This window comes from Variovorax sp. J31P179 (assembly GCF_030316985.1).
In the GTDB taxonomy this organism is placed as follows: Bacteria; Pseudomonadota; Gammaproteobacteria; order Burkholderiales; family Burkholderiaceae_C; genus Variovorax; species Variovorax ginsengisoli_B.
Map to the genome: position 1 here is coordinate 336,481 of NZ_JASZYL010000003.1, position 25,348 is coordinate 361,828.

Annotated in this window: 27 protein-coding genes and 1 riboswitch; of the genes, 15 read left to right on the plus strand and 12 right to left on the minus strand. The window is 69.0% G+C overall.

From position 1 onward, the window contains the following. Nucleotides 1–17 precede the first annotated feature (17 nt). The 4 genes from clpB to QTI17_RS09790 all read left to right on the plus strand — a co-directional run bounded on the left by clpB (nucleotide 18) and on the right by QTI17_RS09790 (nucleotide 4,285). Nucleotides 18–2,639: an ATP-dependent chaperone ClpB gene (gene clpB / locus QTI17_RS09775; protein WP_286532745.1), complete on the plus strand. Its 2,622-nt coding sequence runs from the start codon at nucleotides 18–20 to the stop codon at nucleotides 2,637–2,639. A 5-nt stretch (nucleotides 2,640–2,644) separates the two neighbouring features. Then, nucleotides 2,645–2,977 carry a hypothetical protein gene (locus QTI17_RS09780; RefSeq protein WP_286532747.1) on the plus strand — a complete coding sequence of 111 codons (333 nt, stop codon included), beginning with the start codon at nucleotides 2,645–2,647 and terminating at the stop codon, nucleotides 2,975–2,977. A gap of 26 nt (nucleotides 2,978–3,003) precedes the next feature. Next, nucleotides 3,004–3,417, plus strand: coding sequence for an alternative ribosome rescue aminoacyl-tRNA hydrolase ArfB (gene arfB, locus QTI17_RS09785; protein WP_286532749.1), 414 nt, complete (start codon nucleotides 3,004–3,006; stop codon nucleotides 3,415–3,417). A gap of 79 nt (nucleotides 3,418–3,496) precedes the next feature. After that, on the plus strand, nucleotides 3,497–4,285 hold the full coding sequence (locus QTI17_RS09790; protein ID WP_286532750.1) for a GntR family transcriptional regulator: 789 nt from the start codon (nucleotides 3,497–3,499) through the stop codon (nucleotides 4,283–4,285). A gap of 16 nt (nucleotides 4,286–4,301) precedes the next feature. Here the strand turns inward: QTI17_RS09790 and QTI17_RS09795 are convergent, their stop codons facing one another. From QTI17_RS09795 to QTI17_RS09810, 4 genes are all read right to left on the minus strand, one after another. Further along, entirely contained in the window at nucleotides 4,302–5,039 is a 738-nt protein-coding gene (locus QTI17_RS09795) for an amino acid ABC transporter ATP-binding protein (protein WP_286532752.1), read from the minus strand. Next, a complete protein-coding gene (locus tag QTI17_RS09800; RefSeq protein ID WP_286532754.1) occupies nucleotides 5,017–5,706 on the minus strand; it encodes an amino acid ABC transporter permease in 690 nt (229 codons plus the stop codon). Before QTI17_RS09800 ends, QTI17_RS09795 begins: the two co-directional genes overlap by 23 nt. Continuing rightward, nucleotides 5,706–6,374, minus strand: coding sequence for an amino acid ABC transporter permease (locus QTI17_RS09805; protein WP_286532756.1), 669 nt, complete (start codon nucleotides 6,372–6,374; stop codon nucleotides 5,706–5,708). The genes QTI17_RS09800 and QTI17_RS09805 overlap by 1 nt, the downstream gene beginning before the upstream one ends. Before the next feature lie 76 nt (nucleotides 6,375–6,450). Next, complete coding sequence (locus tag QTI17_RS09810; protein ID WP_286532758.1) at nucleotides 6,451–7,284, minus strand: transporter substrate-binding domain-containing protein; 834 nt, start codon at nucleotides 7,282–7,284, stop codon at nucleotides 6,451–6,453. A 203-nt stretch (nucleotides 7,285–7,487) separates the two neighbouring features. Between QTI17_RS09810 and QTI17_RS09815 the strand changes: the two genes are divergently transcribed. Genes QTI17_RS09815 through QTI17_RS09840 form a run of 6 tightly spaced genes read left to right on the plus strand, consistent with a single transcriptional unit; the run spans nucleotide 7,488 to nucleotide 13,017 of the window. After that, the gene (locus QTI17_RS09815) at nucleotides 7,488–7,814 is read left to right on the plus strand and encodes a (2Fe-2S)-binding protein (RefSeq protein ID WP_286532760.1); all 327 of its coding nucleotides are present in this window, start codon (nucleotides 7,488–7,490) and stop codon (nucleotides 7,812–7,814) included. Continuing rightward, a complete protein-coding gene (locus tag QTI17_RS09820) occupies nucleotides 7,807–9,255 on the plus strand; it encodes an FAD/NAD(P)-dependent oxidoreductase (protein ID WP_286532763.1) in 1,449 nt (482 codons plus the stop codon). The genes QTI17_RS09815 and QTI17_RS09820 overlap by 8 nt, the downstream gene beginning before the upstream one ends. Continuing rightward, nucleotides 9,252–10,400, plus strand: coding sequence for an NAD(P)/FAD-dependent oxidoreductase (locus QTI17_RS09825; RefSeq protein WP_286532764.1), 1,149 nt, complete (start codon nucleotides 9,252–9,254; stop codon nucleotides 10,398–10,400). Before QTI17_RS09820 ends, QTI17_RS09825 begins: the two co-directional genes overlap by 4 nt. An 11-nt stretch (nucleotides 10,401–10,411) precedes the next feature. Next, nucleotides 10,412–11,347, plus strand: coding sequence for a dihydrodipicolinate synthase family protein (locus tag QTI17_RS09830; RefSeq protein ID WP_286532766.1), 936 nt, complete (start codon nucleotides 10,412–10,414; stop codon nucleotides 11,345–11,347). 25 nt (nucleotides 11,348–11,372) lie between these two features. Beyond that, nucleotides 11,373–12,785 (plus strand): dihydropyrimidinase, encoded by a 1,413-nt coding sequence (hydA, locus tag QTI17_RS09835; RefSeq protein WP_286532770.1) that lies wholly within the window; start codon nucleotides 11,373–11,375, stop codon nucleotides 12,783–12,785. 10 nt (nucleotides 12,786–12,795) lie between these two features. After that, the gene (locus tag QTI17_RS09840; protein WP_286532775.1) at nucleotides 12,796–13,017 is read left to right on the plus strand and encodes an FmdB family zinc ribbon protein; all 222 of its coding nucleotides are present in this window, start codon (nucleotides 12,796–12,798) and stop codon (nucleotides 13,015–13,017) included. Between the two features lie 18 nt (nucleotides 13,018–13,035). Here QTI17_RS09840 and QTI17_RS09845 read toward each other — a convergent pair whose 3' ends face one another. Continuing rightward, nucleotides 13,036–14,736, minus strand: coding sequence for a SulP family inorganic anion transporter (locus tag QTI17_RS09845; protein ID WP_286532776.1), 1,701 nt, complete (start codon nucleotides 14,734–14,736; stop codon nucleotides 13,036–13,038). A 70-nt stretch (nucleotides 14,737–14,806) separates the two neighbouring features. On the opposite strand from QTI17_RS09845, the gene QTI17_RS09850 reads away from it, so the two are divergent. Next, complete coding sequence (locus QTI17_RS09850) at nucleotides 14,807–16,204, plus strand: coniferyl aldehyde dehydrogenase (protein ID WP_286532778.1); 1,398 nt, start codon at nucleotides 14,807–14,809, stop codon at nucleotides 16,202–16,204. Nucleotides 16,205–16,214: 10 nt separating this feature from the next. On the opposite strand, the gene QTI17_RS09855 is transcribed toward QTI17_RS09850, so the two are convergent. Next, nucleotides 16,215–17,069, minus strand: coding sequence for an AraC family transcriptional regulator (locus QTI17_RS09855; protein WP_286532780.1), 855 nt, complete (start codon nucleotides 17,067–17,069; stop codon nucleotides 16,215–16,217). A gap of 88 nt (nucleotides 17,070–17,157) precedes the next feature. On the opposite strand from QTI17_RS09855, the gene QTI17_RS09860 reads away from it, so the two are divergent. Further along, nucleotides 17,158–18,405 (plus strand): MFS transporter, encoded by a 1,248-nt coding sequence (locus QTI17_RS09860; RefSeq protein ID WP_286532783.1) that lies wholly within the window; start codon nucleotides 17,158–17,160, stop codon nucleotides 18,403–18,405. 18 nt (nucleotides 18,406–18,423) lie between these two features. On the opposite strand, the gene QTI17_RS09865 is transcribed toward QTI17_RS09860, so the two are convergent. The 4 genes from QTI17_RS09865 to QTI17_RS09880 all read right to left on the minus strand — a co-directional run bounded on the left by QTI17_RS09865 (nucleotide 18,424) and on the right by QTI17_RS09880 (nucleotide 21,467). Further along, complete coding sequence (locus tag QTI17_RS09865; protein WP_286532786.1) at nucleotides 18,424–18,936, minus strand: 6,7-dimethyl-8-ribityllumazine synthase; 513 nt, start codon at nucleotides 18,934–18,936, stop codon at nucleotides 18,424–18,426. 87 nt (nucleotides 18,937–19,023) lie between these two features. Then, nucleotides 19,024–19,182, minus strand: a riboswitch (FMN riboswitch). Nucleotides 19,183–19,287: 105 nt separating this feature from the next. Continuing rightward, on the minus strand, nucleotides 19,288–20,382 hold the full coding sequence (locus QTI17_RS09870; protein ID WP_286532788.1) for a DNA glycosylase AlkZ-like family protein: 1,095 nt from the start codon (nucleotides 20,380–20,382) through the stop codon (nucleotides 19,288–19,290). 11 nt (nucleotides 20,383–20,393) lie between these two features. Next, complete coding sequence (locus tag QTI17_RS09875) at nucleotides 20,394–20,969, minus strand: NnrU family protein (RefSeq protein ID WP_286532790.1); 576 nt, start codon at nucleotides 20,967–20,969, stop codon at nucleotides 20,394–20,396. A 48-nt stretch (nucleotides 20,970–21,017) separates the two neighbouring features. Continuing rightward, nucleotides 21,018–21,467, minus strand: coding sequence for a GNAT family N-acetyltransferase (locus tag QTI17_RS09880; protein WP_286532793.1), 450 nt, complete (start codon nucleotides 21,465–21,467; stop codon nucleotides 21,018–21,020). A gap of 186 nt (nucleotides 21,468–21,653) precedes the next feature. Here QTI17_RS09880 and QTI17_RS09885 point away from each other — a divergent pair, with 186 nt between their 5' ends. Genes QTI17_RS09885 through QTI17_RS09895 form a run of 3 tightly spaced genes read left to right on the plus strand, consistent with a single transcriptional unit; the run spans nucleotide 21,654 to nucleotide 23,255 of the window. Further along, a complete protein-coding gene (locus QTI17_RS09885) occupies nucleotides 21,654–22,304 on the plus strand; it encodes an FMN-binding negative transcriptional regulator (RefSeq protein WP_286532795.1) in 651 nt (216 codons plus the stop codon). Nucleotides 22,305–22,306: 2 nt separating this feature from the next. Then, complete coding sequence (locus tag QTI17_RS09890; protein WP_286532798.1) at nucleotides 22,307–22,711, plus strand: hypothetical protein; 405 nt, start codon at nucleotides 22,307–22,309, stop codon at nucleotides 22,709–22,711. After that, nucleotides 22,695–23,255, plus strand: a complete 561-nt coding sequence (locus QTI17_RS09895) for a hypothetical protein (protein ID WP_286532800.1) — start codon at nucleotides 22,695–22,697, stop codon at nucleotides 23,253–23,255. The genes QTI17_RS09890 and QTI17_RS09895 overlap by 17 nt, the downstream gene beginning before the upstream one ends. Before the next feature lie 6 nt (nucleotides 23,256–23,261). Here QTI17_RS09895 and QTI17_RS09900 read toward each other — a convergent pair whose 3' ends face one another. Continuing rightward, nucleotides 23,262–24,140 (minus strand): sugar phosphate isomerase/epimerase family protein, encoded by an 879-nt coding sequence (locus QTI17_RS09900; RefSeq protein WP_286532801.1) that lies wholly within the window; start codon nucleotides 24,138–24,140, stop codon nucleotides 23,262–23,264. 8 nt (nucleotides 24,141–24,148) lie between these two features. Beyond that, the gene (locus QTI17_RS09905; protein WP_286532802.1) at nucleotides 24,149–25,336 is read right to left on the minus strand and encodes a dihydrodipicolinate synthase family protein; all 1,188 of its coding nucleotides are present in this window, start codon (nucleotides 25,334–25,336) and stop codon (nucleotides 24,149–24,151) included. Nucleotides 25,337–25,348 lie beyond the last annotated feature (12 nt).

Here is a 25,348-nt window from a genome sequence, read left to right on the forward strand (position 1 = left end):
AATGCAGGAATCAAGCCATGCGACAAGACAAACTCACCACCAAGTTCCAGGAAGCCCTCGCCGACTCGCAGTCGCTCGCGCTGGGCAACGACAACGCTTATATCGAACCGGCCCACTTGCTGGTCGCGATGCTGCGCCAGGACGACGGCCCGCGTGCGCTGCTCGAGCGCGCCGGCGCCAATGTGCCGGGCCTGCTGCAGGCCGCCGAGGCGGCGATCAAGAAGCTGCCGAAGGTCGAGGGCCATGACCAGGTGCAGGTCGGCCCCGAACTCGGCAAGCTGCTGCAGGCGACCGAGAAGGAATCGATCAAGCGCAACGACCAGTTCATTGCCAGCGAACTGTTCCTGCTCGCGCTGGCCGACAGCAAGGCCGACATCGGCAACCTCGCGCGCAGCAATGGCGTGACGCGCAAGTCGCTCGAGGCCGCGATCGATGCGGTGCGCGGCGGCCAGGGGGTCAACAGCGCCGACGCCGAAGGCCAGCGCGAAGCCCTCAAGAAATACTGCCTCGACCTCACCGAGCGCGCCCGCCTGGGCAAGCTCGACCCGGTGATCGGCCGCGACGAGGAAATCCGCCGCGCGATCCAGGTGCTGCAGCGCCGCACCAAGAACAACCCGGTGCTGATCGGCGAGCCGGGTGTCGGCAAGACGGCGATCGTCGAGGGCCTGGCCCAGCGCATCGTCGCCGGCGAGGTGCCCGATTCGCTCAAGGGCAAGCGCGTGCTGTCGCTCGACATGGCGGCGCTGCTGGCCGGTGCCAAGTTCCGCGGCGAATTCGAGGAGCGGCTCAAGACCGTGCTCAACGAGCTCGCCAAGGACGAAGGCCAGACCATCGTCTTCATCGACGAACTGCACACCATGGTCGGCGCCGGCAAGGCCGAAGGCGCGATGGACGCCGGCAACATGCTCAAGCCCGCCCTGGCGCGCGGCGAGCTGCACTGCGTCGGCGCCACCACGCTCGACGAATACCGCAAGTACATCGAGAAGGACGCCGCGCTGGAGCGCCGCTTCCAGAAGATCCTCGTGGGCGAGCCGAGCGTCGAGGCCACGGTCGCGATCCTGCGCGGCCTGAAGGAAAAGTACGAAGTCCACCACGGCGTCGACATCACCGACCCGGCGATCGTCGCCGCGGCCGAGCTGTCCGACCGCTACATCACCGACCGCTTCCTGCCCGACAAGGCGATCGACCTGATCGACGAGGCGGCGGCCAAGATCAAGATCGAGATGGACTCCAAGCCCGAGGTCATGGACCGGCTCGACCGCCGCCTGATCCAGCTGCAGATCGAGCGCGAAGCCGTGCGCCGCGAGAAAGACGAGGCCTCGCAGAAGCGCTTCGGCCTGATCGAGGACGACATCGCGAAGCTGCAGAAGGAGATTGCCGACCTCGACGAGGTCTGGCAGGCCGAGAAGGCCCAGGCCCAGGGCAGCGCGCAGATCCGCGAAGAGATCGACAAGATCAAGTTCCAGATCGCCGAATTCACCAGCAAGGGCGACTTCAACAAGGTCGCGGAGCTGCAGTACGGGAAGCTGCCGGGCCTCGAGAAGCGGCTCAAGGAAGCGCAGGACACCGAGGCCAGCAAGGGCAAGTCGAGCGCGCCTACGTTGCTGCGCACGCAGGTCGGCGCCGAGGAGATCGCCGAGGTGGTCGCACGCGCCACCGGCATCCCGGTGTCCAAGCTGATGCAGGGCGAGCGCGACAAGCTGCTCATGATGGAAGGCAAGCTGCATGAGCGCGTGGTCGGCCAGGACGAGGCCATCGGTGCGGTCGCCAACGCGATCCGCCGTTCGCGCTCGGGCCTGTCGGACCCGAACCGCCCGACCGGCTCGTTCCTGTTCCTCGGCCCCACGGGCGTGGGCAAGACCGAGCTGTGCAAGGCGCTGGCGGGCTTCCTGTTCGACAGCGAGGACCACCTGATCCGCGTCGACATGAGCGAGTTCATGGAGAAACATTCGGTCGCCCGCCTGATCGGCGCGCCGCCGGGCTACGTGGGCTACGAAGAAGGCGGCTACCTGACCGAGGCGGTGCGCCGCAAGCCCTACAGCGTGCTCCTGCTCGACGAGGTCGAGAAGGCCCATCCGGACGTCTTCAACGTGCTGCTGCAGGTGCTCGACGACGGCCGCCTGACCGATGGCCAGGGCCGCACCGTGAACTTCAAGAACACGGTGATCGTGATGACCAGCAACATCGGCTCGCCGATCATCCAGTCGATGGTCGGCAAGCCGACCGAGGAGATCAAGGAAGCGGTCTGGGACGAGCTCAAGAACTACTTCAGGCCCGAGTTCCTGAACCGCATCGACGAGACCGTGGTGTTCCACGCGCTCGACGCCAAGAACATCGAGGCGATCGCGGCGATCCAGCTCAAGGTGCTGAAGGACCGCCTGGCCAAGATGGACCTGGGGCTGGAGGTGTCGCCGGCGGCGCTGGCCGAGATCGCAAAGGTCGGCTTCGACCCGGTGTTCGGTGCCCGGCCGCTGAAGCGGGCGATCCAGCAGCGGATCGAGAATCCGTTGTCGAAGCTGCTGCTCGACGGCAGCTTCGGGCCCAAGGACACGATCAGCGTCGGGACCGATCCTATCCGGGCGCCGGGGCAGTTCACGTTCAGCAATGACCGGGAACCCAGCGCCGGAGCGATAGCCTAAGCACGATGCTGAACTTCTTTCTCCGTCTGGTCTTGTTCATGCTGGGCCTGGTCTTCGCGGCCAGCCTGGCGGTCGCCGTGCTGCTGCTGGCGGCCGTCTGGGGGCTGCGCTACGCCTGGGCCCGCCTGACCGGCAAGCCGGTGCAGCCGTGGGTCATGCGCTTCGACCCGCGCGGCGGCTTCGACCGCTTTCGCGCCGCGGGCCGGCCGGCCGAGCCGACGGCGGCCGACGTCGCGGGCGCCCGGGCCCAGGGGCAGGCGGCCGATGCCCCGGTGCGCCTGCGCGATCCGGGTGTGGTCACCGACGTGCAGGCGCGGCCGGTGTCGCGCGACGACTGACACCCCGGGGCCGGTCAAAATAGCGGATGTCCACGCCGCGCCCGCCCGTCCTCGTCGAACCGCTCGAAGTCGAGTTCAGCGCCATCCGCGCGCAGGGCGCTGGCGGCCAGAACGTCAACAAGGTCTCGAGCGCGGTGCATCTGCGCTTCGACATTCCCGCCAGTTCGCTGCCTGAAGACGTCAAGGAACGGCTGCTGGCCCTGCGCGACAGCCGCATCACGCAGGAAGGCGTGCTGGTGCTGAAGGCGCAGAAGCACCGCAGCCAGGACATGAACCGCGCCGATGCGCTGGCGCGGCTGCAGGAACTGGTCGACGGCGTCGCCGTGGCGCCGCGCGTGCGGCGCGCCACCAAGCCGAGCTACGGCTCGAAGCAGCGACGGCTGGCGGGCAAGAGCCAGCGCTCGGAGATCAAGAGCTTGCGCGGGCCGGTCAAGGACTGAGCACCCAGTGGCACGGGGGCGGAGAACCCCGTATGCTGTGGTTCCCGGTTCGATTGCACACAGTTTGTAGACAAATCATATGAAGTCCAAAGTCGCGTCCAAGCCACCGGCGCATGCGAAGGCCAGGAAGACGGCGGCACCGGTCAAGACCGTGCGATCTCGCAAGCCCGCGCCGTCGGAAGCGCCGCCCGCGAAATCCGCGCCCGTCCCTGCCGGCGAGGCCTCGACGAACCTGACCGACCGGGCCTATGCCGTCGTGCGTCGGCTGATCCTGCAGCGAGAGCTGATCGGCGGCGAAGTGCTGGTCGAGGGACGGCTCGCCGAGCGACTCCAGATGTCTCGCACGCCGCTGCGCGAGGCCTTGCTCCGGCTGGAGGGCGAAGGACTGCTGGTGCGCGCCAATGCCCGCTCCTACGCGGTGCGGCGGATCACGGCGTCGCATTACTTCCAGTGCCTGCAGGTGCGCGAGCGGCTCGAATCGCAGGCCGTCTCGCTGGCAATGGGACGCGTGCCGCCGGACCAGGTACAGGCCTTGCGCAGCGCCATCCTGGGCTCGGATTCGAGCCAGCAGGGCTCGAGCCACTGGCAGGCCGATGACCAGATCCATGGCCTGTTCGCGCGCGCCTCGGGCAACGCGATGCTGGCCGACACCATCGCGCATCTGCGCGTGCTGTGCCGTCTGTTCGAGGTGGTCGACCCGTTCAGCCGCATCGAGGACGACCGCACCGAGCACCTGGCCATCCTCGACGCCTACATCGCCGGCAACGAGAAGGCGGCCGAGGATGCGGTGGTCGCGCACCTGCGCAACCTGGCCCGCTACACCTTGTCGAGGCTCAGCAACGGGCTGGTGACCGAATTCGCGCAGTAGGCCGGCCGGCGGCGCCTCAGTGGCGCAGGATCTTGCCGACGAACTCGCGCGTGCGGGCCTCGCGCGGCTGGTCGAAGATCTGCTTCGGACCGCCGATCTCGACCACCTGCCCGCCGTCCATGAACACGACCTTGCTCGACACCTCGCGCACGAAGCCCATTTCGTGCGAGACGATGAACATCGTCATGCCCTCGGCGGCCAGCAATCGCACCGTGTCCAGCACTTCATTGACGAGCTCGGGGTCGAGTGCCGCGGTGACCTCGTCGAGCAGCAGGATGCCGGGCTGCAGGGCCAGCGCCCGTGCGATCGCCACGCGCTGCTGCTGGCCGCCCGAAAGCTGGTCGGGATAGGACTTGAGCTTCGCGCCCATGCCGACCTTCTCGAGCAGTTGGATCGCATACGCCTCGACCTGCTTGCGCGGCCGCCCCTTGACCTTGATCGGCGCGACCGTCACGTTGTCGAGCACGCTCATGTTCTGGAACAGGTTGTACTGCTGGAACACGATCGCCATCTGCGAGCGGATCCGGCGCAGCTGTTCGCGGTCGTTGTAGTCGAGCGCCTGGCCGTCGATGCGCACCTGGCCGGCAATGGGCGGCAGCAGGCCCATCAGCACGCGCAGCAAGGTGCTCTTGCCCGAGCCCGAGGGGCCGATGAGACTGACGATCTCGCCCTTGTCGACCGACAGGTTGATGCGCTCGAGTACGGTGTGGGTGCCGTAGTTGGCCTCGAGGTCAACGATTTCGAGTTGGGGCAAGCTTGTTCTCCAGGTGTTTGCCGAACCGGGCCAGCGGATAGGACAGCATGAAATAAAGAGCCAGCACCGTGCCGTAGACCAGTGTGGCCGAGAAGCCCTTGTTGTTCATCGTCTTGCCGGCGAAGGCCAGCTCGACCACGCCGATCTGGGAAGCGAGCGCGGTGTCCTTGATGAACAGGACGAAAAAGCCGAAGACCGGCGGCAGGATGATCTTCCAGGCCTGCGGCACGATCACGAGGCGCAGCGTCTGGAGGTAGCTGAAGTTCATCGTCTCGGCGGCGTCCCATTGGTTCTGGTGCACCGATTCGAGACCGCTGCGCACGATCTCGGCGATGAAGGCGGTGGCGATCAGGCAGACGCTGATCAGGGCCACGGTGAACATCGCGAGGTCGGCGTCGAGCCCCTGGAAGATGAAGAAAACCAGCATCAGCGTGACCAGGAACGGGATGCGCCTGAACAGCTCGATGAAGACCGTGGCCGCCACGCGCAGCGGCCGGCCCGCAGGCCGGCGGCCGAGCCGCACCGCCGCCAGCAGGAAGCCGAGCGAGAAGCCGACGATGCAGCCGATGGCCGACAGGGCGAAGGTGACGCCCAGCGCCTTGGCGAAGAAGACCAGGTTGTAGTAGCTGAAAAAGCGCGGCAGCTCCTGGATGATCTGTTCGAGCATCAGAACCACCTCATCTTGGCGCGGAAGAAGCGCTTCCCGACGAAGGCGAGCGACAGGGTGGCGATCAGCGTGATCGCGATGTAGAGCATCGCGGCAACCGAGAACACCTCGATCGAGCGGAAGGTCTCCGAGTTGATGTTGTAGGCCCGCCCGGTGAGCTCCTCGACGCCGAACACGGCCGCCATCGAGGTACCGAGCGTCATCAGGATGTACTGGTTGGAGAGCGGCGGGAACAGCACGCGCACGATGTGCGGCAGGATCACGTAGCGAATGGTCTGGATGCGCGAGAAGCCCAGCGTCTCGGCCGCCTCGAGTTCGGGCCGGCGCACCGATTCGAAGCCCGCGCGCTGGATCTCGGTGAGGTATGCACCGGCATTGAGCGTCATGCCGATCAGCACCGCCTGGTAGGGCGACAGCACGATGCCGGCGTCGGGCAGCGCGAAGAAGATGAAGAAGATCTGGATCAGCTGCGGCGTGTTGGTGAAGAACACCACATAGGCGCCGACCAGGCGGCGCGCCCAGCGCGGGCCGTAGGCGCGCACCGAGGCGCCCGCCAAGCCGAGTAGCATGCCCAGGGCGAACGCCAGGAAGGCGATCTGCAGGCTCAGCCAGGCGCCGCCGACCAGGTAGGGCAGTCGTTCGAGAACCGGTGTGAAGTCGAATTGCATGGGGAGTCGAGGGCTTGAATGATCGGCGCCGCCGGCAGGCTGGCTGCCGGCGGCGCCGGAACCGTCGGCCGCGACCTTACTTGTAGCTCGGTGCGGAGCGCGGGTCGTGCAGCATCGGGCCGCCGAACCACTTCTTCCAGCGTTCGTCCACGAAACCGCTCTTGTGCATGTCCTTGATGGCGCCGTTGAGCTTCTCGCGCAGCGCATCGTTGCCCTTCTGCACGCCGATGGCGCAGAAATAGACCTCGATCGGCGCATCGACGATGCGCCAGTCGACCTTGTGCTTGGCGGTGTGCTCGGTCATGAAGTCCATCACGTCGATCATCGCGTCGGCCCGGCCCTGGGCGATGGCGCGCACCGCGTCCGGGTAGTTGTCGAGCAGCAGCAACTGGGCCTTGGGCAGCTTCTCCTGCACCAGCTTCACGGGAGTGGCGCCGCGCACTTCGACCAGCTTCACCGCCGGGTCGTTGAGCTCCATCCAGTCCTTGTAGGGCTTGGCCTTGGTGGTCAGCACGCCCAGCACCTCGGTGTGCAGCGGGACGGTGAAGTCGATCACCTTCTGGCGCTCGGCCGTGATCGTCATGGCGCCGAGCACGGCGTCGATCTTGCCGCTGCTCACGAAGGGGATGCGGTCGGGCGAGCCGACCTGCACGATCTCGGTCTTGACGCCGAGCAGTTCGCCGAGCTTGCGGGCGATGTCGACATCGAAGCCGTCGATCTCGTTCTTGTCGTTGAAGATGCCGAGCGGGGGCAGGGTCGGGTTGACGCCGATCACGATCTTCTTGCTGGCCACGATTTCATCGAGCGTGCGCGCCGTCGCCGCGGCCGAGAGGCCCAGCAGCGTCGAGCCCAGTGCGAGCGATCCGGCCACCAGCAGGCTGCGGCGGATGGCGTTCCTTGTTTGCTTCATCGAGAAGAACTCCTAGAGGTTGAAGGTGGAACCGGGCTGCCGATGCGGCCCGAGTGCGGGGGACAACGAACGCAAGACGAATGCCAGTTTACAGTTTGTCGGCAAAAAATATAACGTCTATATATGAAATGTATACAATAAACTCGGAGCGGTCCAGTTCGAGCATGCGCTCCCTGTTCGATGGCTCCCAAGACTTCTTCCTCATGACACCAAGTCCATCTTCTGCAGCGCCGGTGCTGCGCGCCGACCAGTCCGTGCGGCGCGGCCCTGCGCTGCGCTTCCTGGCCGACGGCTGCAGCGTCGATGCCTTCGAGGGTGAAAGCGTTGCGGCGGCCCTGTTCGCGGCCGGGCGGCGCGAACTCCGGCGCAGTCCGCGCGATGGCGCGCCGCGCGGCATGTTCTGCCTCATGGGCTCCTGCCAGGAGTGCCTGGTGTGGGTCGGCAGTCGCAAGCTGCCCGCCTGCCAGGTGCCGGTGACGCCTGGCCTGGAGATTGAAACGCTCGACTTCCGGGAGCAGCGCCTTGGTTGAAGCGCAGCCCGGTGCGGTCGACCTGCTGGTGATCGGGGCGGGTCCGGCCGGCGCGCGCGCGGCGCTGCGCGCGCAGGCCTGCGGCCTCGGCGTGCTACTGGTCGACGAAAACCCGGATGCGGGCGGACAGGTGTGGCGTCCGCTGCCTCCGGGTTTCGCGCGGGCGGCCGGGGTTCAACCCTCCACCGAGGCCGTTCAAGGGGATGCCCTGCGGGCCGAACTGCGTGGCGCCGGCGTGCGCTGCCTGTTCGGCCACAAGGTCTGGAACGTGGGCCGCAGTCTTCGCACCGACCTGATCGGACCCGACGGCGTGTGCAGCTGGCAGCCGCGCGCCTTGCTCGTCGCCACCGGCACGACCGAGCGCGTTATTCCTTTTCCGGGCTGGACCTTGCCCGGCGTCATTGGCCTGGCTGCGGCCACCGTCCTGCTCAAGTCGCAGAACATGCTGCCAGGTCGTCGCACGCTGGTCGCCGGCAGCGGTCCATTGCTGCTGGCGGTCGCGAACGGCATCCTCAAGGCCGGCGGCGAAGTGGCCGCGGTGCTGGACCTGGCCAGCCGGACCGATTGGCTCCGGACCTTGCCCTCGCTCGCCGCGCGTCCGGATCTGCTCTGGCAGGGTGCCCGATGGCAGCTCGCCCTTCGCAAGGCCGGCGTGCCGCTGCTCTATCGCCATGGGATCGCGTCGGCGGAGGTCCTGGGCGATGGCTTCAGGATCCGGGCTCGGCAGGTCGATGCCAGCGGTGCGCCGATCGCGAGCGCATCTTCGTCCGATTTCGAAGCCGATGCGCTGGCGGTCGGTCACGGCCTGGTGCCCGGCACCGATGTCACGCGGCTGTTGCGTGCGCGCCATCGCTACGAGGCCTCGCACGGAGGCTGGATCGCGGACGCGGATGCCGAAGGGCGCACTTCGGTGGCCGGGCTGTACGTGGCCGGCGACGGTGCAGGCATCGCCGGCGCCGCCGCGGCCGGGGCCCACGGCGAACTGGCGGCGGTGGCTTGTGCCTTCGACCTCGGTCGACTGTCGGCGCAAGACCATGCGCGGGCACGCGATCGCCTGTTTGCCGAATGGCGCAGGCCCGCCCGTTTCGGCCGCGCGATGGCGGGCTTGATGGCATTGAGGGATGGCGCCGTCGCCGCCATCCCGGCAGCCACCGTGGTCTGCCGCTGCGAAGACGTGACGCGCTCCGAGATCGACGCCGCGGCACGCGACGGCGCGCGGGACATGAATCAACTCAAGGCCTGGACGCGCTGCGGCATGGGGCCGTGCCAGGGACGCACCTGCGGCGACGTCGCGGGCGCGTTGCTGGCCGCTCACGTGGGCGGCCGCGAAGCCGCAGGCTGCTTCACCGGCCGGGCGCCGCTGCGGCCGGTCTCGCTCGCCGAAGTCGCCGGCGACTACACCTATGCCGACATCCCGATTCCGAAGGCGGCACCACTGTGAGCGCGACCTCGCATTCCCCTGGCGCCTATGACGCGGTCGTGATCGGCGGCGGCGTCATGGGCTGCTCGACCGCCCTGCATCTCGCGCAGGGCGGCATGCGGGTCGCGGTGGTCGATCGCGGACCCTTGTGCCGCGAGGCCTCGGGCGTCAATGCCGGCACGCTGACCCTGCACATGACCCGCGCGGCGCTGGTGCCTTACGCGATGCGTGCCTGGCAGATGTGGATGGACGCCGAGAAGTGGCTGGGCATGGGCGTGCTCGCGACCCGCGTGCCGGGCCTCACGCTGGCCTTCACCGAGGCCGAATGCGAACTGGTCGAGCTGCGGGCCCAGGCGCGCCGCGCCTTCGGTGCGCCGATCGAGGTCATCACGCCGGCCCGGGCGCGGGAGATCGAGCCCGGCGTGCATCCGAGCCTGCTGAAGGCCGGCTACTGCGAGATCGACGGCTTCGCCAGCGCCTACCTGACGGGCCGCGCCTTCCGCCATGCGCTGGTCCGGGCCGGCGTCGACGTGATCGAGAACGCAGCCGTTGCGTCGATCGATTCCGGCGACGCCGGCCATGTCGTTCGATTCGGTGACGACAGCGGCCGGGCGCCGCTGCGAGCGGCGCGCATCGTTCTGGCCGGCGGCGTGTGGATCGAGAACATGCTGGCCTGGCTGGGGGTCCGGATCCCGATCAAGGTGCTGATCAACCAGCTGATCGTCACCGAGCGAATCCGGCCCGTGATGCGCACCGTGCTGAGCGTCGCCAACGGCCTGCTGTCGCTGAAGCAGTTCGCCAACGGCACGGTGCTGATCGGCGGCGGCTGGCAAGGCGAGGGCGACCGCGAGCGCGGCGGCCTCGAAGCGCGGCCGCAGAACCTGGTCGGCAACATGCGACTGGCTGCCTATGCGGTGCCGGCGCTCGCCGAGGCGCGCATCGCGCGCATCTGGCTCGGCCTCGAAGCCGAAACCGCCGATGCGATGCCGATCATCGGCGATGTTCCAGGCGTACCGCGGGCCTACGTGGTCGGCAGCGCGCATTCGGGCTACACGAGCGGCCCGTTCATGGGCCGGATCATGGCCCAGCACATCCTCGGACAGCAGCCCGAGTTGCCACTTTTCGATCCCTCCCGCCTGCTGGGCATGCCGATGCCCGGCGCTTGATTCCACTTCCCATGATTCCTCGACAACCCGACGCTTTCCAAGGCATCTATGCCGCCACCCTGTGCCCGTTGCTCGACGACGGCCGCATCGACGAGGCCACGCTGGCGCGGCACCTGGAGGCCAATGCCTTCGTGCCCGGCATGAAGGGCCTGCTGATCAACGGCCATGCCGGCGAGAACTTCTCGCTCTCGCGCGATGAAAAGCGGCGGGTAACCGAGATCGCGTTCGAAGTGTGCGGCCAGCGATCGCTGCTGGTCTGCGGCATCAATGCCGAGGACAGCGTCGAGGCGCAGCGCCATGTCGATGACGCCAAGGCGGCCGGGGCCGATGCGGTGCTGGTGTTTCCGCCGTTCTCGTGGGCCCTGTCGCAGGATTCGCGCATGGCCGTGACGCACCATGCGATCGCCAACGCCAACGCGCAGATGCCGTTGATGCTCTACCAGGCCGGCGTCAACGCCGGCACGATGGCCTATCGCCCCGAGGTCCTGGCCGAGCTCGCGCAGCTGCCGAACGTGGTCGGCATCAAGGAAGGCAGCTGGGAAGCCGCCGCCTACGAAGCCAACCGCAGGCTGGTGAAGCGCGTCGCCCCGCAGGTCGCGATGATGGCTTCGGGGGACGAGCACCTGCTGACCTGCTTCGCGATCGGCAGCGAGGGCAGCCTGGTGAGCCTGGCCGCGGTCGTGCCCGAGCTGGTGATCGACCTCGACCGGGCGATCCGACGTGGCGACCTCGCCGAGGCGCGCCGTCTCAACGATCGCATCTATCCGCTCGCCAAGGCGATCTACGGGACGGCCCCCGGCGGCTACGCGACGGCGCGGCTCAAGACCTGCCTCAAGTTGCTCGGCCGATTTCCGAGCGACGCCATGCGCCCGCCGATCGGCCCGCTGCCGCGCGCGGAAATTGCTGCATTGGAAGCTGCGCTGGCCGAGGCCGGCGTGCCCGCATGAACCGAACCCGACCAGGAGCTTGCCCATGACCCAGAAGCTGATCCGCAACGGCCGCATCGTCACGGCCGTCGACGACTACACGGCCGACCTGCTGATCGACGACGGCCGCATCGTCGCCATCGGCCGTGCGCTCCCCGCCGGCGCCGACGTCGAGGTGATCGATGCCGCCGGCATGCTGGTGCTGCCTGGCGGCGTGGACTGCCATACGCACATGGACAACACCTTCGGCGACTCGACCACCTGCGACAGCTTCGAGTCGGGCACGCGCTCGGCGGCCTTCGGCGGCACGACGACGATCGTCGACTTCGCTTTCCAGCGCAAGGAGGTGAGCGTGCTCGAAGCGATCGAGCGGGCCCGCGCCAAGGGGGCCGACGGCGCCTGCATCGACTACGGCTTCCACGTCATCGTGACCGGCGTCGACGAGCAGACTCTGGTCGACATGCAGCATGCGATACGGCACGAGGGCGTATCGAGCTTCAAGATGTTCATGGCCTATCCGGGCTCGGTGATGGTCGACGACGCGGCCATCTTCCAGGCCATGCGGATGGTCGGCCAGCATGGCGGCATGATCGCGCTGCATGCTGAGAACGGCACCATCATCGAGCTCCTCATCAAGGAGGCGCTGGCGCAGGGCCACACGGCGCCCAAGTACCACGCGCTGACGCGGCCGGCGATCATGGAAGGCGAGGCCACGCACCGCGGCATCAAGCTGGCGGAGCTCGCGGAGGCCCCCGTGTACTTCGTCCACCTTTCCGCCAAGGAGGCGCTCAAGCATGTGATCGAGGCCCGCGACATGGGCGTGCCGGTGTTCGCCGAGACCTGCCCGCACTACCTGTTCTTCGACGACAGCGCCTACGACAGCGAGGACTTCGACCTGGCGCGCTACGTGATGAGCCCGCCGCTGCGCTCCAAGGAGTCGCAGCAGGCGCTGTGGACCGCGCTGCGCACCGACGACCTGCAGCTGGTGTCGACTGACCACTGCCCTTTCTGCATGAAGGAAGGGCACCTGGGGCGCATCAACCAGAAGCCCTACGGCCGCAACGATTTCTCGAAGATTCCCAACGGCGTGCCAGGCGTCGAGACGCGCATGGCGACCCTCTACGACGGTGGCGTCCGTGCCGGCCGGATCTCGCTCAACCGCTTCGTCGAGCTGACTTCCACGGCACCGTCGAAACTCTTCGGCCTGTTCCCGCAGAAGGGCACCATCGCGGTCGGCAGCGATGCCGACCTGGTGCTGTTCGACCCCGAAGCGCAGCACGTCATCTCGGCAGCCACGCAGCACGGCAACTGCGACTTCACGCTGTTCGAGGGCAAGGGCGTCACTGGACGGGTCCACAAGGTGCTGCTGCGCGGCGAACTGATCGTCGACGGCGACCGATGGCTCGGCAAGACCGGCAGCGGCCGCTACGTGGCGCGCGGCGAATCGGGCGGCTGGTAGCACGGCGGCCATGCCCAGCTACGACTACGCCTGCGAGCGCTGCGGCCCCTTCGTCGCGCGTCGGGCGCTGGCCCAGTTCGACCAGCCGGCGCCGTGCCCGGCATGCGGGGCCCCGTCGCGGCGCGCGCTCACTGTGCCTGCTGCGGGACCACAGCGCCGCCGCGCCGCACCGGCCGAGGACGCGGGTTACCGGCGGCTCAGGCACGGCGGCGCCTGCGCCTGCTGCCCGTAGCCGTACCCAGACCGGAGGTCAACTGGCGGTGATCTCGGCCGCGGGCTGCGGGGCCGGCACCCGGCTCAGCGCCGCCAGCGCCTCCGCATCCGTGCGGTAGCTGAACAGCATCGGCCCCGGCGCCAGCAGCCCGGCGCGTTCGAGCACCTGCTGCGCCGGCAGCTTCAGGCCCGAGATGTGCAGCCGCACGCCCTGCGACTCCAGCAGGCGGCGGATGCTGCCGAACACCTCGGCGCCGGTGATGTCGATCCGGTTGATCGGGTAGGCGAACAGGCAGACGTCGGTCAGCCCGGGCCGCTGGGCCAGCGCCACCGTGATGGCGCGCTCCAGCGTGCTGGCGGATGCGAAGTCGAGTTCGGCGTCCATGCGCAGCGCGTACAGGTCGGGCGCCAGTGGTGGCAGGTGCCACAGGTGGCGGTCGCGCAGGCTGCCGTCCGGGTGCAGGCCGACCTCGATGATGCGCGGGTGCAGGTGGCGGTACATGTAGTGCGCCAGCGCCGCCAGCAGGCCGCCCAGCACGCCCCAGTAGATCGACGGCGCGGTGGCGATGGTCAGCGCGAAGGTGCCGAGCGCGATCGCGGCCTCGATGCGCGAGATCCGCCACAGGGCCACGAAGGCCGAAGGCCGCAGCAAGCCGATGGTGGCGGTGGCGACGATCGCGGCCAGCACCGCCTGCGGCACGTGGTAGAGCAGCGGCATGGCCCACAGCAGCGCGGCCGCCACCACGGCCACGCTGAACAGCGTCGCCCACTGGGTCTTGGCGCCGGCGTACAGCGTGATGGCCGAGCGCGAGAACGAGGAGCTGGTCGGGAACGATCCGGTCAGGCCCGAGGCGATCTTGCCCAGCCCCTGGCCGATCAGGTCCTGGTTCTCGTTCCAGAGCTTGCCGGCGCGGGCGTTGTCGACCTTGGCGCTCGATGCGGTCTCCAGAAAGCTCACCAGCGTGACCAGGAAGGCCGGCAGCAGGAGGTTGCCGAGCTCGTTGACGGTGAGGCCGCCCGGCCAGTAGAAGTGCGGCAGGCCCGCGGGCAGCTTGCCGATCACCGCGCCGCCGTTCAGCGCATAGCCGACTGCGGCACTGATCGCCGCGGCGGCCGCGACCAGCGCCATGGTGGTCGGGAACTTGGGCGCCAGCCGCTTGCCGAGCCACAGCATCGCCATGCCGCCGAGCCCGAAGGCGATCGCGACCAGGTCGGGCAGCGGGCCGTGCATCAGCTGGACCACCGAGCGGCCGGTGTAGCCCAGCAGGGCCGGCAGCTGCGACAGCGTGATCAGCACCGCCGCGCCCTGCGTGAAGCCCATCAGCACCGGCGAATTGACCATCCGCAGCAGCCAGCCGAAGCGGGCCGCGCCCAGCGTGACCTGCATCAGTCCCGACAGCAGCGTGAGCCAGACCGCGTAGGCCACCCATTCGGCGCTGCCCGGGATCGCCAGCGGCGCCAGCGAGGCGCCGACCAGCAGGCTGGTCAGCGCGGTGGGTCCGACCGACAGCCGGGCCGAGGAGCTGAAGAGCAGCGCGACCAAGGCCGGCAGCAGCGCGGCGTAGACGCCGGTCACCAGCGGCATGCCCGCCAGCGCCGCGTACGCCACGCCCTGCGGGATGACCATCAGCGCGACGGTGACGCCGGCCGCGGCCTCGTTGACGAGCAGGGCCCGGTCGGGGCGTGGCCAGGTCAGGAAAGGGAGCCAGCGCTCGAGCTGGACGCGGGTCAGGGCCATGCGCGGTGTCCGCGGGGTGTTGGGGAATGCACCCGCCGATGATACGAAAGCGCCAAGGTAGATTCCCTCCATGACCGAACTGCGATCCCTTTTCGATGCCCAGCACCGGGCCAGCCGCGAGACCGCCGACTTGTCGGTCGCCGAGCGGCGCGATCGCGTGCGGCGGGTGCAGCGCCTGCTCGACCAGCACGGGGAAGCGATCTCGGCCGCGGTCGAGGCCGACTTCGGCGTCCGTTCCGCGGCGCTCACCGAGGTGGCCGACCTGCTGGTGCTGCGCAGCCTGCTCAAGCAGCTGCTGCACCGCCTCGAAGCCTGGAGCCGGCCGGTGCGCGTGCGCACGCCGCTGCAGCTGAAGCCCGCGCGGGCCTTCGTCCAGCGCCAGCCGCTGGGCGTGGTCGGCGTGATCTCGCCCTGGAACTATCCGCTTCAGCTGTCGCTCGGGCCGGCGGCGACCGCGCTGGCGGCGGGCAACCGCGTGATGCTCAAGCCGAGCGAGCTCACGCCGCGCACCTCGGCGCTGCTGGCCGAGTTGGTCGCGCAGGCTTTCGCCCCGCAGGAATTCACCGTGGTGCAGGGCGATGCGGACGTCGCCGCGCGCTTCGCGAGCCTGCCCTTCGACCACCTGTTCTTCACCGGCTCGACCGCGGTCGGCCGCAAGGTGGCGCAGGCCGCGGCGGCCAACCTGACGCCGACCACGCTCGAGCTGGGCGGCAAGTCGCCGTGCATCGTCGATGCCTCGGCCGACCTCGAAGAGGCGGCGCTGCGCATCGCGCACGGCAAGCTGCTCAATGCGGGCCAGACCTGCATCGCACCCGACTATGTGCTGCTGCCGCGCGGCCGCGAGGATGCCTTCGCGGCCGCCTGGCAGCGCGCGGTGACACGGCTGTTCCCGCGCTTCGACGGCAATCCAGACTACGCATCGATCCTGGGCGAGGGCCACCTGGCGCGCCTGCGTGCGCTGCTCCAGGAGGCGAAGGACAGCGGCGCCCGCATCGAGCAGGCGGCCGCTGCCGGGCCGCCGGGCTCGCGCCAGCTGGCGCCGGCGCTCGTCATCGGTCCGGACGCCGGGCTGCGGCTGCTGCGCGAGGAAATCTTCGGCCCCATCCTGCCGGTGCTGCCCTGCGACGATGGCGACGAGGCGATCCGCTACGTCAATGCCCGTCCGCGGCCGCTGGCGCTCTACTGGTTCGGCACCGACACGGCGGCCCGCGACCGCGTGCTGGCGCGCACCGTGAGCGGCGGCGTGACGGTCAACGACACATTGATGCACATCGTGCACGACAACCTGCCGTTCGGCGGCGTCGGCGAAAGCGGCTGGGGCGCCTACCACGGCGAGGCCGGCTTCCTGCGCTTCACCCAGCAGAAGGCGGTGCTGGAGCAGTCGCGCTGGTCGGCCGGCGCGATGATCTACCCGCCCTACGGCGAGAGGTTCCGCCGCATGATGAAGCTGCTGCGCCTGCTCGGATGAGGCCCGGGCGTCAGCCGCGCTTCTTGTGCTGGAAGGCGGTCGGGGACTGCCCGGTGGCGGCCTTGAACATCGCGCAGAAGGCGCTGTCGGTGGCGTAGCCGCTGGCCGAGGCCACCAGGCTCACCGCCATGCCGCGCGCCAGCAGCGGCAGCGCATGGGCCAGCACCGCCTGCTGGCGCCACTGCTGCCAGCTCATGCCGAGCTGGTCGCGAAAGAGCCGCGCCACGGTGCGCTCGCTGGCGCCGATCTGCTGCGCCCGCTCGGCCAGCGTGGCCCGGTTGGCCGGATTGCGCAGCAGCGCCTCGCACAGCTGGCGCAGGCGCTTGTCGGTGGGAAGCGGCACGTCGATGCGGATCTGGGTGGCGCGCTCGAGCTCGTCGACCAGCAGCGGCGCGATCCAGCGCTCGCGCTGGGCGGCGTGCGGGTCGGCCGGCGGCAGCCCGTCGGGCGTGGTGTCCAGCGCCAGCATCAGCGCGCGCAGCAGCGGACTGATCTCGAGCACCTCGCAGCGCTCCCAGGCCGGGCCGAGCCAGCTGTGGAGGTAGACGGTGCGCAGCTCGGCATCCTCGATCAGCGAGATGCTGTGCGGGATGTCGGCTGGTACCCAGAGGGCGCGCGAGGGCGGCACGATGTAGCTGCCGTCCTCGGTGCTCAGGCGGATCACGCCCCGGGTCGAGAAGGTCAGCTGCGGCCAGGGATGCTGGTGCAGCTCGACCTGCGTGTCGGCGTTGAGGAAGTGCTCCTTGGCCCGCAACGGACGCAGCGCATCGGGCGCGTAGAGATGCGGCGTGAGCGGGCCGACGCTGTTGGCGGGTGCGGAGCCGGGAGCGCGGTCGGTCGCGGAAGGGGCAGCGATGGGCGGCATGAATTCGACAAATCTTGTCTCTGTATCGCCATTCTGCCGCTCCGACCCGGCTTAGGATCGACCCCCGAGCCAGTTCTTGTAGCAATCCATGTCTTCCGCCACCCATTCCCCCGCCGCGCCCACCGTGCGTTCCGACGTCAAGCTGATCGGCCTGGTCGGCCTCGCGCATGCCGTCAGCCACTTCAGCCAGCTGCTACTGGCGCCGCTGTTCCCGTGGCTGAAGGACGCCTTCAATGTCAGCTACACCGAGCTCGGCGCGGTGCTGACCGCGTTCTTCGTGGTCTCCTGCGTGGTGCAGGCTGCCTCGGGCTTCATCGTCGACAAGCTCGGCCCGCGGCCGGTGCTGTTCGTCGGGCTGGGGCTGCTCGGGCTGGCGGCCTTCGGCTATGCGCTGGCGCAGAACTACTGGATGCTGCTCGGCGCGGCGGTCGTCGCCGGCGTCGGCAACGGCGTGTTCCACCCCGTGGACTACACCCTGTTCAACCGCAAGGTGGCGCCGACGCGCCTGGGCCACGCCTACAGCGTGCACGGCATCACGGGCAGCCTGGGCTGGGCGCTGGCACCGGCCATGATGGTGCCGCTGGCGATGGCTTTCGGCTGGCGCGTGGCGCTGGCGGCGGGCGGCGGCGTGGCGGTGGTGGTGCTGCTGGTGCTGTGGCTCAACCGCAGCGTGCTGTCGCTCGACGTCAAGGCGGTGCAGCACGCGACCGGCACGGCCGGCCCGGCGGCGGCGGGCGGCGAGTTCGCCTTCCTGAAGATCCCGGCGGTCTGGATGTGCTTCGGCTTCTTCTTCTTCTATGCCATGGCCCTGAGCGTGGTGCAGACCTTCGCGCCGTCCGCGGCCGGACGGCTGCACGACGTGCCCGTGGCGCTGATCGCGATGTGCCTGACGATCTACATGGTCGCCAGTGCGGCCGGCATGGTGGTGGGCGGCTTCCTGGCCTCGGACCCGACGCGCTGCGAGCGCATCGTCGGTGGCGGTTTCGGGGTGGCGGCGGGGCTCGCGCTGGTGCTGGCCCTGGCCGACTTCGCGCCGGTGCTGGTGCCGGTGATGTTCGGCGCCATGGGCTTCGCCTCGGGCATCGCCGGGCCGTCGCGCGACCTGCTGGTCAAGCGCTCGACCCCGGCCAATGCGACGGGCCGCGTCTACGGCGTGGTCTACGCGGGTCTCGACATCGGCCAGGCGGTGGCGCCGCTGATCTTCGGGCGCCTCATGGACCACGGCCAGTACGTCAGCGTGATCGTCGGGCTGGCGGTGGTGCAGGGCGTGCTGATCGCCAGCGCCTTCAATGTCCGGCGGGTGCGGCGCGAGGCGCTGGTGCCGGCCTCGGCCTGACGCCGCTCCGCCGCTCGCTCAGGCGGCGATCAGTGCCTCGACGCGGCGCAGGCCCTCGATGGTCTTGACGCAGGCCTCGGCGGCCTCGGTGCCCTTGATCGCGAAATGCCGGTGGAAGTACTTGCGGTGCTCCACGTGCTCGTGGAAGTGGTGCGGCGTCAGCACCGCCGACAGCACCGGCACGCCGGTCTCGAGCTGCACCCTCATCAGCGAATCGACGACCGTGGCGGCCACGAAGTCGTGGCGGTAGATGCCCCCATCCACCACCAGCGCGCAGCCGACGATCGCCGCATAGCGGCCCGAGCCGGCCAGGCGCTTGGCATGCAGCGGGATCTCGAAGGCTCCCGGCACGTCGAAGACGTCGATGGTGTCGACCGGCACGCCGAGGCGCTTCATCTCGGCCAGGAAGGCGTCGCGCGCCTGGTGGACGATGTCCGAATGCCACTGCGCCTGCACGAAGGCGATGCGCTGGCCGCGCGGTGCATCGGCGGCCGGAATGGCGGAGAGGGGAAGGTCGTTGATCTGACTCATGGTTTGCCTTTGCAAGGATTGCCTGAATCAGGGCGCACGAACCCGCGGCAGGGGCCGGCACGCGACGGCGCCGACCCCGCCACGGGGTCGCGCTCTCTTTCATCCGGACTGTGACCGTCGGCCCCGGGATCGCACCGGGTCTGCTGACCCTGCGGCGAGTTGCCTCGCCGCAGGCGCTCGCGGGCTCGTGCAGCCTGGGCTGCCATCACCGCCGGTGGGGAGTTTCACCCCGCCCTGAGAACGCTTGCCTCGACGGTTGTCGAAGCAGCCCGGATTCTAGGCAAGTCGGCCGCGGCGCGCTGTCGCCCACGAGCCAAGTCCCATCGCGGGGCAGGGCCGCGCCACGGCGCATCAGCGGGCGGCCAGGAATTGCGCCATGCGCTGCAGCTCGTCGTCGAGCGCGGCACGGAACGCGGCGCCCTGCGGCTGGCCTGCGGCGTAGCCGAAGGCGGGTTGCAGCCGGCCGTCGCGGGCCGGGACGTTGGCCCAGCCGATCACCTGGTCCCGCCACAGCATCGGCAGGGCGTAGTAGCCGAACTGCCGCTTCTCGGCCGGGGTGTAGGCCTCGAACTTGTACGTCCAGCCCCATAGCAGCGTGAAGCGGCGGCGGTCCCAGACCACCGGGTCGAAGGGCGCGAGCAGGCGCAGTTCATCGTCCGGCGTGTGGCGCTGCGAGCGCGGGTTCTCGTCGGCCGGCCAGTACCAGGTCGTGCCGTCGATGCGGCAGCTGGCTAGCTGCTCGCGCGCCAGCGCCAGCGCGGCTTGCGTCTGTGCCGACAGGTGCGGGGCGCCGTAGCCAAGCAGCCGCACCAGGTAGGTGAGGCTCGCGGCCGGCAGCGGCGCGTACTTGCGCACGATCAGGTCGACCAGCGCGGCGGCGCGCCGGGCGCGGCCGGCCGGGCTGTCGTCGGCGGGCGGGTGGGTCACCGCCTCGTAGATGCGGGTGCCGCCGTCGCGCCGCTGGACCCGCAGCAGGCCGCGGTAGTGCATGTCGTCGAGCAGATGCGTGCTGGCATTGCTGGAGCCGCCCCAGTAGTTCTTCATGCGGCCGTGCGCGAATTGCAGCTCGACCGCGCGCGGATGCACCGGCCCGCGCTCGCGCACGAAGGCCAGCACCTCGGCCGCCTTGCGTCGGGTCTCGGCGTCCCAAGGGCGGGCGGCCTCGCGCGGGTGCATCAGCGCCAGGTGCTCGCGCGGCAGGAAGCCGTAGTTCACGAGGCAATCCTCCTCGACCGCGAGCCGCGCGTAGCGGCCTTCGAGGTCGCCGGCGCGATAGTCCTTGACGCGATGGCGCAGGGTCAGGTCCTGGGCCCGCGCAGGGGCGCGGATCGGATCGGCCTGCACGAAGCCCAGGCGCCGGATCGCGGCCGGCAGCGTGGTGGGCGTGAAGAGGGTGCGCGCCACCGCGTAGCGGCGCAGGTGTTCGAGCGTGGGGTCGGTGGGCATGCGGTGGTGGGTCAGCCGAGCAGCGGCATGCCCGTGAGCCATCCGTGGACCTTGAACAGGAAGGCGGCATACACGCCCAAGCCGCCGACCACCACGACGATGTCGTTCACGGCGCTCGGCGGCGCACCGGGCACGCTGCGCGGCACCGCGCGGCGCTTGACGGAAATGCGGTCAGCCACGGCCCAGGCGAGAAAGGCGCCGAACAGGAGCACATCGGCCAGCGTGCCGTTGGCCAGCAGGTGGGCGGTGGCCCAGAGCTTCACCGCCAGCAGCATGGGGTGCCGCGCCGCGCGTTGAATGCGCCCGGGCAGGTAGGCGGCGAAGAGCAGCGGAAACACCGGCAGCATCAGCAGCAGCGCGAGATGCCGCATCCCGGCAGGCGGCGTGTAGAGCACCACGGGGGTCAGGCGTGCCTGACCGTATCCATGAATGAGCAACAGCAATCCGGCCAGCGAGGCCAGGGCGTACATGCCTTTCCACGCCCGCTCGCCGCGTCGCGCCACCTGCGCATCGCGCCAGGCGGGCGCGACGATCGACACGGAATGGATGCCGAGGAACAGGACGAGGCCGATGACGAGAAGGGACATGACGAACGCTCCGGATGGTGTTCAACGGTCGTTGGGAGGCGAATCAGCTTACAGCCAGGAGGGCTTGGCGATGAAGGCCTGCCTTGCCTGTCGATCGAATCCGGCGGATTCATAGAACTGGAATGTGGCTTCGTCCTTCCTGCCGGTCATCAGCATGATCTTGTAGCAGCCTCGGGACCAGGCGACGGACAGAGCCTCTGCCAGGACGGCCCTGCCGAACCCGCAGGCGCGGTGCTCCGCCTGGGTGACGACATTCTCGATGACGCCGTAGGGCCTGCCGCCGCGCGTGAGGTTCGGGATCACGGCCAGCGTGCAGCTGGACACCAGTTGAGATTCGACGAACGCCCCGAAGTAGCGAATGCCCCAGTTCGCCTGGATTTCATGCCAGACCGCTTCGATCCGCGTGGGTTCCGGAAGGGGCTCGTCGGCGTCGTGGAGATGTTTGTAGAGATGGAGCAGTGCGGGAAGGTCGGAGTGGGCGAGCTCACGTATTTGCATGGGCGGATCGATCGGAGAGCGGCTTCTATTTTGTTCCCCGCATCCTATCGATGCGACCACGCGATGACATGGGAAAGGTCCGAAAGCCGGCCAGTGATTTCAGACGGTTCCAAGTCTTCGCCTTGGACGCCACGGCTACCATTGCGCGCATGCAGGCGCGTCCCGGTCGTCGCTCGAAATTTCCCCATGTACGTTCCCAGACACCATGAACTGCCCGGCAGCGATGCCGCCCACGCATTGATCGAGGCCCATCCGCTCGGCGCCTGGGTCGTGCCAGGTGCCGACGGGCTCGTTGCCAACCATCTGCCGTTTCTTCTGGATCGGTCGCGCGGCAAATTCGGAACCCTCCTTGGCCACGTTTCACGCGCCAATCCGGTCTGGCGCCAACTTGATGCATCGAAGCAATCGATCGTCATGTTCCAGGGTCCCGACGCCTACATCACGCCGGCTTGGTACCCGGGCAAGCGCGAGCACGGAAAGGTCGTCCCGACCTGGAATTACGAGGTCGCGCACGCGCATGGTGTCGCACGAGCCATCCACGATACGGGCTGGTTGCGCGATCTGCTGGCGCGCCTCACGGCCGACAACGAGGCGGCACGGACCATGCCGTGGACGATGGCAGACGCGCCGAGCGAATTCATCGACAAGCTTCTCCGGGCCGTCGTCGGCATCGAGATTCCGATCGACGACCTCGTCGGCAAGCGCAAGGCAAGTCAGGACGAGGAACTGCAGGACCGGTGGGGCACCGTGAAAGGTCTGATGGCCGAAGGCAGCGACAACGCACTGGCGATGGCGTCGCTGGTGCGAAACGCGATCGGCCGGTCCGAGGGCGCCTGACCATGCCCGCGCAACACCCGCTGCCGACGCACCTGTGGGTGCTCGCCGTGCTGTACTTCATCGCCAGCCTGGCGCATTTCACCCACAACGCCGAGTTCATCGCCTTCTATCCCAACATGCCGAAGCGGCTCACGCGGGAGCATGTGTACCTTGCATGGCTGGCGATCACCTGCCTCGGCATTGGCGGGCTGCTCCTCGTTCGGCGCGGCCTTCGCGCCTTGGGCTTGGTGCTGATCGCCGCATACGGCGCCATGGGCCTGGACGGCCTGGCGCACTACACGCTGGCGCTGTGTTCGGAGCACTCGGTCGCGGCCAACGCCACCATCGGAGCCGAGGCCGCGAGCGGCGTGGCCCTGATGCTCGCGGCGTTGCTGCAGACAAGGAATGCAGATGCCGTTGATCGATGACTTCCTGCCCGTTTTTCAGTTCCGCGAGCGGCACGCATTGATCACCCGCGCGACGCCCAAGGCACTGCTGAACGCCGTGCTTCTCCCAGGCGTGGCCGAAGATCCTTTGGCGCGCTTCTTCATCCGCCTGCGCGAGGCACCGGACCGCCTGCTCGGCGCCCGAAGCGGGCTGTCCGGGCGCCCCGCCTTCGGCATCGAGGACTTCATGATCCTGGGCCGCGACGCCGACCGCGAACTCGCCTTCGGGCTGGTGGGACGCTTCTGGCAGCGCGACTACGGCCTCATCACGCTGGCCCACCCGAGGCAGCAGTTCGCCGGCTTTTCCGAACCCGGGCTGGCCAAGCTGGTGCTGAATGTCAGCACCGAGGCGCTGCCCGGCGGACGCACCCGACTGATGACCGAAACCCGCGTGCACTGCATCGACGCCAGTGCACGACGTCGCTTCACGCCGTACTGGTGGCTGATCCGTCCGGTCAGCGGATTGATCCGGCGCCGTCTGCTGGTGCGGATCGATGAAGCCGCCTTGCGGGCGCATCATCGATGAAGTCGTTCACACCGCGCTGCGATGCCGCTCGATGCAGGTGACCAGCGTCTCTTCGCCCGAGCGCTGCCACCAGTCCAGCGCCGAGAAGATCTCGACCTCGCTGAAACCCTCGAAGCCCGCCGCTTCGACCCAGCCGCGGATCTTGCGCAGCTCGACCACGCCGTCGCCCATCATCCCGCGGTCCGACAACAAGTCCCGCGTCGGCGTGAGCCAGTCGCAGACATGGTAGGCCAGCAGGCGTTCGCGGCCCGCCCGCGCGATCTGCTGCTGCAGCTTCGGATCCCACCACACGTGATAGATGTCCAACGCCACGCCCAGCATGCCCGAGCGTGCGGCGTCGAGTTCGTCGCACAGGTCGAGTGCCTGCTCCAGCGTGTTGATGCAGGCCCGGTCGGCCGCCTGCATCGGGTGCAGCGGTTCGATCGCGAGCGGCATGCCGACCTGGCGCGCGTAGTCGAGCGACGCCGCGATGCCGTCGCGCACCTCGCCGCGCGCGCGGCCGATGTCCTTGTAGGCGGCCTTGCCGTCGAGCGCGCCGGGGAGGGCGCCGACCACCAGCACCAGGCAGGGGGCGTCGAGCGTCTTCGCCTCGTCGATGGCGCGGCGGTTGTCGTCGAGCGCGGCCCGCAGGCCGGCCCCATCGGGCGCCGGGAAGAAGCCGCCGCGGCAGTAGCCCGAGAGCCCGATGCCGTGGGCCTTCAGCTGCCGTGCGACTTTGGCCAGCCCGACGGCGGCGACCTGGTCGCGCCAGGGGCTGATCGCACGGATGCCGTGTTCGGCGCACTGGTCGATGATCCGGTCCAGCGGCACCTCGGCGCCGCGCTGCTTGCGGATCGTCGCGGTGTTGATCGACAGCCAGTCGTGGTTCTGCGAGAAGTCGCGCATCGCCGGCCTCACCCCTCGACGCCGTGCAGCGCCAGCAAGGTCTTCATGCGCCGCACCGCCAGTTCGGGCTGCTCCAGCAGGTTGGCCGCATCGGCGAGCCGGAACAGCTCCGCGAAATGCTGCAGCGAACGCGTGCTCTGCTGGCCGCCGACCATCGTGAAGTGGCTCTGGTGGCCATTGAGCCAGGCCATGAAGACCACGCCGGTCTTGTAGAAGCGCGTCGGCGCCGCGAAGATGTGGCGCGACAGCGGCACCGTGGGCCCGAGGATGGCGTGGAACTTCTCGACCTTGCCCTGCGCCAGTTCGCCCAGTGCCGCGCTCGCGGCCGGCGCGATGGCGTCGAAGATGCCCAGCAGCGCGTCGCTCTGGCCGTGGGTCTTCTCGCTGCCGTGGCCATCGCCCGCGATCAGCTCGGCATAGTTGAAGTCGTCGCCGGTGTACATGCGAACGCTCGGCGGCAGCCGGCGGCGCATCGCGATCTCCTTGTCCTTGTCGAGCAGCGAGATCTTGATGCCGTCGACCTTGTCCGGATGGGCTGCGATGATGCCTAGCGCGGTGGCCATCGCGGCATCGACGTCCTTCGTTCCCCAGTAGCCCGCCAGCGCCGGGTCGAACATGTCGCCCAGCCAGTGCAGCACCACCGGCTGCTTCGCCTGGCGCAGGATGCGGTCGTACACCCGCTCGTAGTCGGCCGGGCTGTTCGCGACCCGGGCCAGCGCGCGGCTGGCCATCACGATCAGCTTGCCGCCGAGCGCCTCGATCGCCTCCATCTGCTCTTCGTAGCCGCGGATCACGTCATCGACGCTGCGGACCTCGTCGATGTTCAGGTGGTCGGTGCCGCAGCCCGAGGCCACCAGCGCGCCCGGCACGTCCTTCGCTGCATCGAGCGAGCGGCGGATCAGCTCCAGCGAGGTCGGCCAGTCCAGGCCCATGCCGCGCTGCGCGGTGTCCATGGCCTCGGCCACGCCCAGGCCCAGCGACCACAGGTGGCGGCGATAGCCGATGGTGGCGTCCCAGTCGACCGCGCTTTGCAGCCAGGGGTCGATGGCGGCCAGCGGGTCGGCCACCACGTGCGCCGCCGAATAGGCGATGCGGTTGAACTTGACGCCCGCGGGCGGCCGCACCGGCGCGCTGCCGCGCAGCGCGTACGGCGCCAGCGCGCCGCCGGCCACGGGGAGGGTGAGCGAGAGGGTCATGGCGATGTCCTC